The organism is uncultured Cyclobacterium sp., from assembly GCF_963976465.1.
Classification (GTDB): Bacteria; Bacteroidota; Bacteroidia; order Cytophagales; family Cyclobacteriaceae; genus Cyclobacterium.
Window position 1 is genome coordinate 1 of record NZ_CAXBOC010000256.1, and the last position, 7,795, is coordinate 7,795.

6 protein-coding genes are annotated in these 7,795 nt (G+C 36.5%); 1 reads left to right on the top strand and 5 read right to left on the bottom strand.

Going from position 1 to position 7,795, the window contains the following annotated elements; genetic code table 11:
• The coding region (locus tag AAC037_RS14555; RefSeq protein WP_339903664.1) for a valine--tRNA ligase at positions 1-2,181 on the top strand (2,181 nt) is incomplete at its 5' end.
• Positions 2,182-2,279: 98 nt separating this feature from the next.
• On the opposite strand, the gene AAC037_RS14560 is transcribed toward AAC037_RS14555, so the two are convergent.
• The 5 genes from AAC037_RS14560 to AAC037_RS14580 form a co-directional block, all read right to left on the bottom strand.
• Positions 2,280-2,819 carry an inorganic diphosphatase gene (locus AAC037_RS14560; RefSeq protein WP_339903665.1) on the bottom strand — a complete coding sequence of 180 codons (540 nt, stop codon included), beginning with the start codon at positions 2,817-2,819 and terminating at the stop codon, positions 2,280-2,282.
• A gap of 194 nt (positions 2,820-3,013) precedes the next feature.
• On the bottom strand, positions 3,014-4,102 hold the full coding sequence (locus tag AAC037_RS14565) for a hybrid sensor histidine kinase/response regulator (protein WP_339903666.1): 1,089 nt from the start codon (positions 4,100-4,102) through the stop codon (positions 3,014-3,016).
• A gap of 3 nt (positions 4,103-4,105) precedes the next feature.
• Positions 4,106-6,244 carry a 7TM diverse intracellular signaling domain-containing protein gene (locus AAC037_RS14570; protein WP_339903667.1) on the bottom strand — a complete coding sequence of 713 codons (2,139 nt, stop codon included), beginning with the start codon at positions 6,242-6,244 and terminating at the stop codon, positions 4,106-4,108.
• Positions 6,231-6,941 (bottom strand): hypothetical protein, encoded by a 711-nt coding sequence (locus tag AAC037_RS14575; protein ID WP_339903668.1) that lies wholly within the window; start codon positions 6,939-6,941, stop codon positions 6,231-6,233. The genes AAC037_RS14570 and AAC037_RS14575 overlap by 14 nt, the downstream gene beginning before the upstream one ends.
• Positions 6,931-7,795 (bottom strand): ThiF family adenylyltransferase (locus tag AAC037_RS14580; protein ID WP_339903669.1); only part of this gene is annotated, 865 nt, incomplete at its 5' end. The genes AAC037_RS14575 and AAC037_RS14580, both read right to left, overlap by 11 nt.

Below are 7,795 nucleotides of genomic sequence, written 5' to 3' on the forward strand. Positions count from 1 at the left end.
CTGAGCGAGGCTGTAATCAATGTATTTGTCGACTTACACAAAAAAGGCAAAATTTATAGGGGCATAAGAATGGTAAACTGGGACCCCAAGGGTCGAACAGCACTTTCTGATGATGAGGTAATTTTTAAAGAAATTGCTTCAAAATTATATTACATCAATTATAAGGTTGAAGGTGAGGATGAACACCTTACCATAGCCACCACCAGGCCGGAAACCATTATGGCGGATGTGGCCATATGTATTCACCCGGAGGACCCAAGATTCACACATTTAAAAGGAAAAAAAGCGATTATCCCATTGATAAATAAGCCGATTCCAATCATTGAAGATGCCTATGTCGACATGGAGTTTGGTACCGGTTGCTTAAAAATCACTCCGGCCCATGATATCAATGATTATGAGATTGGAATCAGGCATCAACTTGAAGTCATCGATATTTTGAGTGATGATGGCACCTTAAATGAGAAGGCTCAATTGTTGGTTGGTGAGGACCGATTTATTGCCAGAAAAAAGATTGCCAAGTTATTAAAGGAGGCCGGACAACTACACAAAGAAGAAGCTTACACCTCCAACGTAGGTCATTCTGAACGAACAGATGCAGTAATTGAGCCGAAATTATCCATGCAATGGTTTTTGAATATGGAGGAAATAACCCAACCTGCACTTAAAGCAGTGATGGATGATAGTGTCAAGCTATTTCCACCTAAATTCAAAAACATGTACAAAAGTTGGATGGAAAACGTAAGGGATTGGTGCATCTCACGGCAGCTGTGGTGGGGCCATCAAATACCTGCTTATTACCTTCCCAATGGTGAATATGTGGTAGCATCATCGGTTGAAGAAGCCGTAAGACTAGCCAATGAAAACCATGAAGGAGAATTCACTGCTTCAGACTTGAGGCAAGATGAAGATGTATTGGACACGTGGTTTTCTTCCTGGTTATGGCCTATTTCAGTGTTTGATCCTGACTTTTTTAGAACAGGTGAAAAAAATAAGGACTTGGCCTATTACTACCCTACCAATGATTTGGTAACTGCACCGGAGATTTTATTTTTCTGGGTGGCTAGAATGATAATTGCCGGGTATGAGTACACGGGAGAGAAACCCTTTAGAAATGTTTATTTAACTGGAATAGTAAGAGACAAACTAGGCAGAAAGATGTCCAAATCCTTGGGCAACTCACCGGACCCACTGGAATTGATTGAACAATATGGTGCAGATGGAGTGAGGACCGGAATGCTCTTCAGTAGCCCTGCTGGAAATGACCTTCCTTATGACGAAAAACTTGTAGAGCAAGGAAGGAATTTTTGCAATAAAATCTGGAATGCCTACCGTTTGATTGATGGATGGGAAGTGACTGATAAAGCAGATACAAACAATGACAGTGCCATTGCTTGGTTTGAAAACCGATTCAATCAAGCACTTCATGAGATTGCTGATCATTTTCAGAAATTCCGTATCTCAGATGCCTTGATGTCTGTTTATAAATTAATATGGGATGACTTCTGCTCTTGGTATTTGGAAATGATCAAACCTGAATACAAGGCACCTATTGACAAGGCTACTAAAGAGCAGACCATAGTTTTCTTCGAAAACCTTATGAAGGTTTTACATCCATTTATGCCTTTTATTACCGAGGAACTTTGGCAGCAGTTGGGTAACAGGAAAGCAGGGGATGCCATAATGATCTCTTCTTGGCCTCAATCGGCCGAATTTGATAGCCAAATTATTGAAGAAGCTTCCAAGGTATTTGAAATAGTATCGCAAATTCGAAATGTGAGGGCATCCAAAGGAATTTCTCCAAAAGAAGGTTTTGAACTGACCATTCACACCTCAAATACTAGCCTATACGATAGGTATGGGGATATTATTTCCAAATTAGCCAATATTTCCAGCATACAATTTGGCGAAAATGTAGCCAACGCCGTTAGCTTCGTGGTGAAATCAGATGAATTTTTTATTCCATTGAATGAAAAGATTGACCTTGATCAGGAAAGAGAAAACCTTCAAAAGGAATTGGATTACACTTTGGGATTCTTGAAGGCTGTATCCAAAAAACTGGAAAATGAGCGTTTTGTCAATCATGCCCCAGAGGCAGTGGTAGCTAGGGAAAAGAAAAAAATGGAAGATGCCAAATCTAAAGTAAAAGCCTTAGAAGACAATATTAAAAAGCTAGGGTAAAAAAAACTCCTTTAATTCCCGATATAAAATAGTTTTTCTAATCTAAATTGGGAATTAAAGGAGTTATCTCATAAAAGGAAAAAACCTTAAAATTATTTTTATTTTACCGTCCTAAAAGTTCTGTCATACAAATTTACGGCCTCGGTAATAATTCGCATAGCATCTTCTTTACCAAGAAAATCTTCCACCTTCACTTCTTTATTTTCAAGTTTTTTATAATCCTCAAAAAATCGATGCGTTTCTTTCATTAAATGAGGAGGGAGCTCTGAAATATCTTCATAATAATTAACAGACTGGTCATCAGCAGCTACAGCAATGATTTTATCATCTGCTTCTCCCCCATCAATCATTCTCATTACACCTATGACTTTGGCTTTGACAAGCGTCATAGAAGGTATATCAATTTGGGAAATAATTAATATATCTAGCGGATCATGGTCCTCACAGAATGTCTGAGGAATGAAACCATAATTTGCCGGATAGTGGACGGCTGAAAATAGCACCCGATCCAACAAAAGCATACCTGATTTTTTATCAAGTTCATATTTACCTTTACTTCCTTTGGGTATTTCAATTACTCCCGTTACGTACTCCGGTGAGTCATCCCCAATACTTACATCATGCCAAGGGTTAATCATAAAAAAACATCTTAATTGATAAAACTAATGTTGCAAATTACCTCCATTTTATATCCCAACAAAGGAATTAATAAAATTTAAAAAGGATTTGAAGATATTCAAGCTTACGAGACAGTAGAAAATTGCGATTTTAATTGAAATAATTCCCTAAACCAATAATCGGAAAAAAAGGGAATTCTACAACTAACACAAGATCAACGATCTAACAAATTTGGAAGATGAACAAGAACTTCAGTTCCATTTCCGGAAATTGAGTTGAGTTCCACTTTACCATTGAGTTGTTCAATAGACTCTTTCACCATATACAGACCAAGTCCGGAGCCCACATTTCTTTGTGTAGCTCTATGAAAAAGATTAAACACATCACTTTTGTGCCTGTCTTCAATTCCTATGCCATTATCAGAAATTTGAATTACTGCAGTTGTCTTGTTTGCCTTGATGTCTATTTTTATCCATTTACCTAGTTCATCCTTCTGAAACTTTAATGCGTTACTAAATAAATTATTAAGGATTACCCTTATTTTTGATTCATCTGAATGGAAAGACTCCTCTTGTTCAATTTCAACCAATAATTCAATCCCTACAAGATCCCATTTCTCCTTGTATTCAGCCAATAATTGATCCAAAATTGAATTGAAATTTATGGATACAACTTTGTTTTCAATTTTAGTAGACCTGTAAAAGTCGAGCATTTTATAAATGAAGTCATCCAGTTTCAATGTGGCTGAATCAATCATCTCGAAATATTCAATAATCCCCGGGTCCGAAACTTCCATTTTGGCTAATTTGGAAATACCCGAAATACTCATAAGAGGGCCTCTTAATTCATGCGACAAACTGTAAACGAATTGATTCATTTCAGAATGCAATTTCTGCAATCGGGTATTTTTTTCTTTTAGTTCCTTTCTTGCATCATATATTTCCGCAGCATTTAGGATCGCATTTTTAATTTGCTCAATATTCCAAGGTTTGTCTATAAAACGATAAACCTCCCCTCTATTAATGGCATCTATCACGCTTGATATATCAGAATAGCCGGTTAATAATATTCTGATTGGGTCAGGGTTAATCTCAACAAGCTTCTCAAAAAACTCAACACCTGTCATTCCTGGCATTCTTTGATCAGCAATGACCACTTGAAATTCATATTTTTTAGCAAGGATCAACCCCTCCTCAGCATCCATAGCTGTCTTTACTTTAAACTCTTTCCTCAATGCTGCCTTAAATGAATTCAAATTATTATCTTCATCATCAATGTACAGCACATCGATCCTCTTCCTCATCTGTTATCCTTTTTGGTTAACTGGCAATCCTATATAAAAAACTGTCCCAACATTTTCTTCAGATTCAACCTCCAATGTACCTTTATGGTTCTCTAAAATTATGGTATAAACAATAGAGAGTCCAAGTCCAGTACCTTTACCAACTCCTTTGGTGGTAAAAAACGGGTCAAAAATCTTTTCTTTGACACTTTCCGGCATGCCAATACCATTGTCTTTTAGTTCAATATTAACAAATCCATCCTTAAAGGAAGTGTTAATTGTAAGTTCAGGCTCTCTACCTTCAATGGGATGGTCCAAGAGGGCATGAATAGCATTGCTAATGATATTCATAAACACCTGATTTATTTTCCCGGCAAGGCACTCTACCATAGGAATCTCCTCGTAGTTTTTATTCACTTTGATCCTCCCGGAAATAGTACTATTAAGCAGGATTAATGTACTATCCAACCCTTCACGAAGATCAACTTCTTTTACATCTTGCTCATCTACTCGAGAAAATAATTTCAATCCACGAACGATTTCTACGGTCCTTTTGGCACCATCTTCCATACCCGTAAGCAATTGATCCACCTCTTCTAGAAGGTATTGAAACTCAATATCCTCTTCCAATTCTTCTATCTCTTCTTTACTTTCCTCCGAAAATTCAAGTTTACCCTTCTCTCGGTAAACATCCATCAGCTCCAAAATATCTTTCATGTCACGTTTTAAGGGAGATATATTTGAACTCACAAAGTTTATCGGATTATTAATCTCATGGGCAATACCTGCTGTCAACTGACCCAAAGAAGCCATTTTCTCCTGATTTACAAGCTGGGTTTGGGTATTTTGAAGGTTTTTGAGGGTCAACTCCAATTCTTCTGTTCGAGACTTAACCATTTTTTCCAAGTAAATGTTTTGCTCTTTTATTAACCTTTCATTTTCCTTTACAGCTTCCAACTTATCTAATTGCTCTTTTTCTTTCTCTTTTTTTAATATATTGATTTTATCAGCCAAAGCAAAAGAAAGTAGCAAAGCTTCAATAGCAGTTCCTGCCAGTAATGGAGCATTTGCAAAGGAACCTAAATTAATGATCATCAAATTGTGGAGGATATACACCACCAGACCTATCAATAAAAAGCTCCATGCCAGTAAAAAGAAATAGGCAGATCGATTATTTCCTTTGGCAGCAATAATCCCTATGGTAAAGAAGCAAATGGCTAGAATTAGTCCATTCAAATCTAAAAGTGAATAACTAAACTCTATAAATCCCAACAACCTTAATAGCAGGGCAATGATATAAGAAACTGGGATGAGATAGAGAAATTTCTCGTATTTAGGGATATACTCATCTGTTTTCAGAAATAACTTAATAAAAGGGATCACAAAAATACTCGACAAAGTAGTAAAGCCAATGATACTCACTTCATAGAGAAATACATTTTCATTGAGAATAAAGAAAGAATGGCCTGAAATTGACAACTGAGCCAGCGCGATAAATAATATGTAAAAACAATAGAATAAGTAGACCTTGTCTTTTACCGAGAAATAAAGTATTAAATTATAAATAAAAAGTGCAATCATTATCCCGAAGTAGACACTTATGATAATGAGGCTAAAACTATAATTTTGAAAAAAAGAGGAATAAGGAAAAATATAAGCTTCAAATTTTAAAGGAACCTGAGAGGCTATCCTCAAAACTATGGAAGAATTAAGCTCATCATCCAGTCTAATGTTAAAAAAAGGATTTGGGTTTTTCATTGGGTTTGAACTCCCGACAAGGGTACCTGAAATTTCTTTATAAACCAGGTCTCCACTCTTGTCAAACCTAAACATTTCCACTTCTCTAAAGGCCGGATTGGTCAGCTCAAGGATGTATAGGCTGTCGGAATTCAGCCAATCAAAGTCATTGAGATCAAGTTTTACATACAAATTTTTACTACTTACCCCTAAATCAATACTACCAAAGGCTGTAGAGTCAAAGGTATTCAGGCTAAATTCATTATTTACAGGGATATCTTCTCCTAAATAATAGGAGTAATGACTAAATCTTAATTCGTCATCTTGCTTTAGCATCCCTAAAAAATAGATGGTAGGTACGACAAGCACCACCAATAATAAAAATGTTAAAGCTGCATATTTAAAATAAGGATTATTCTTTTTCATTGTTTGGCTTTGGGACTTGAAGTTCAAACTGTAATTCCATTTCCCCCTTAGGCCCACTCTCTACAGTATTAAAATTTATTTTATTCCTCAATTCAAAAATATAATCTCTTTCTGCCTCCTGAGCCTTCGACAGTTCATTAATGTCATTTATTTCCAAGGCAGTTGCGACCAGCCCTTCTTTGGGATAATAAAAAGAGCCCTTGTCACCTAATACTGAAATAATTTCATAGCCTACACTTTTGGAGATGCTTAGGGTCACGGGAGAACTTAATCCAAACAGCTTTTTCAAATCCAACTGAGGTAGGATTGCAATCCCTACCCGAACCAAATAGATGCTTCCTATCCCATAGCCGGCTACCTCTCTACTGTTCCAAAGGCCGCAATATTCAGCTACTTCCAAGTCCTTAAACTCTGAAAGATATTCTTCAATCTTTGGATCAATTTCTTTGATGGCCAATTCAAATGGTAGTGGGAAATTTTCTGTTCTAAGCTGAATTCTTCCTCCACCCAAAATTCTTTGATCGTCCATCGATTCAAAAAGGATCAAATAAACATGAGGATTAAGAGCCCATGATCTATCAGCTGATGTTACTTTAGTTATACCATAAGATTCCAAAACCTTATGGTGACCAAAAATGTACTTCTCTGTAGCCTCGACATCATCTATTGCCCTAACTATCCTTACTCTAACTTTCATTAAAATTGATTATCTTGTCTAAATCAACATAAAACCTTCCTGAATCTATTTTCTGACCCAATAATAACAACCGTGCATAATGGCAACAAGCAGCACCTCCTAAAAAAACAGAAGAAGCCAACTGAGGCCAAGATGTAATCGTTTTCCCTAACTCAGAGAAACTAAACTTTACCCTAGGTGAAAGATTATCAAATTGCAACAAAGACATCATCATTTCTTTGCCACTTTCAGACAATCTCGACATAATTTTTTCTTCTGCCCCATATTCTGCCAATAAACCGTGAAAAATTAATCGATCGGGTTCCAAATCAAACCTCTCGATGTCCATCATACCACGGTCACTGGTATCCATTAAAACAGGTATTTTAAGCGCTTTTGCCTTAATTCTACTCAGGAGCTTAATCGGTAAACTATCACATTCTTCAATCAATAGATCCATTTTTCCGTTTAAGTTAAAAAAATCATTGATATTATCCTCAATAATCCCTTCATTATATAGGGTAACTTTCAAATAGGGGTCGATTTCAGCAATTTCTCTCGCAACTATCCATGATTTCTTCAATCCGATGTTATATATGCCTGTTCTTATACGATTCATATTACTCAAATCCAACCTATCAAAATCAGCAATCCTGATCTCTCCAAAACACCTTTCCATTGCCAAACTTATCGCCACACTTTGCCCTACCGACAGACCAATGATTCCTACAATCTTTTTTTGCAACACCTCCTGTTCTTCATCAGTAATTTTATATCGATTACGGATGGTCCGCAATTTTATAAACTCTTCTTCCTCTAATATTCGGACCACGGTATTTCTCCAAGGATAATATACCCAAACCCCGTTTTGGGAA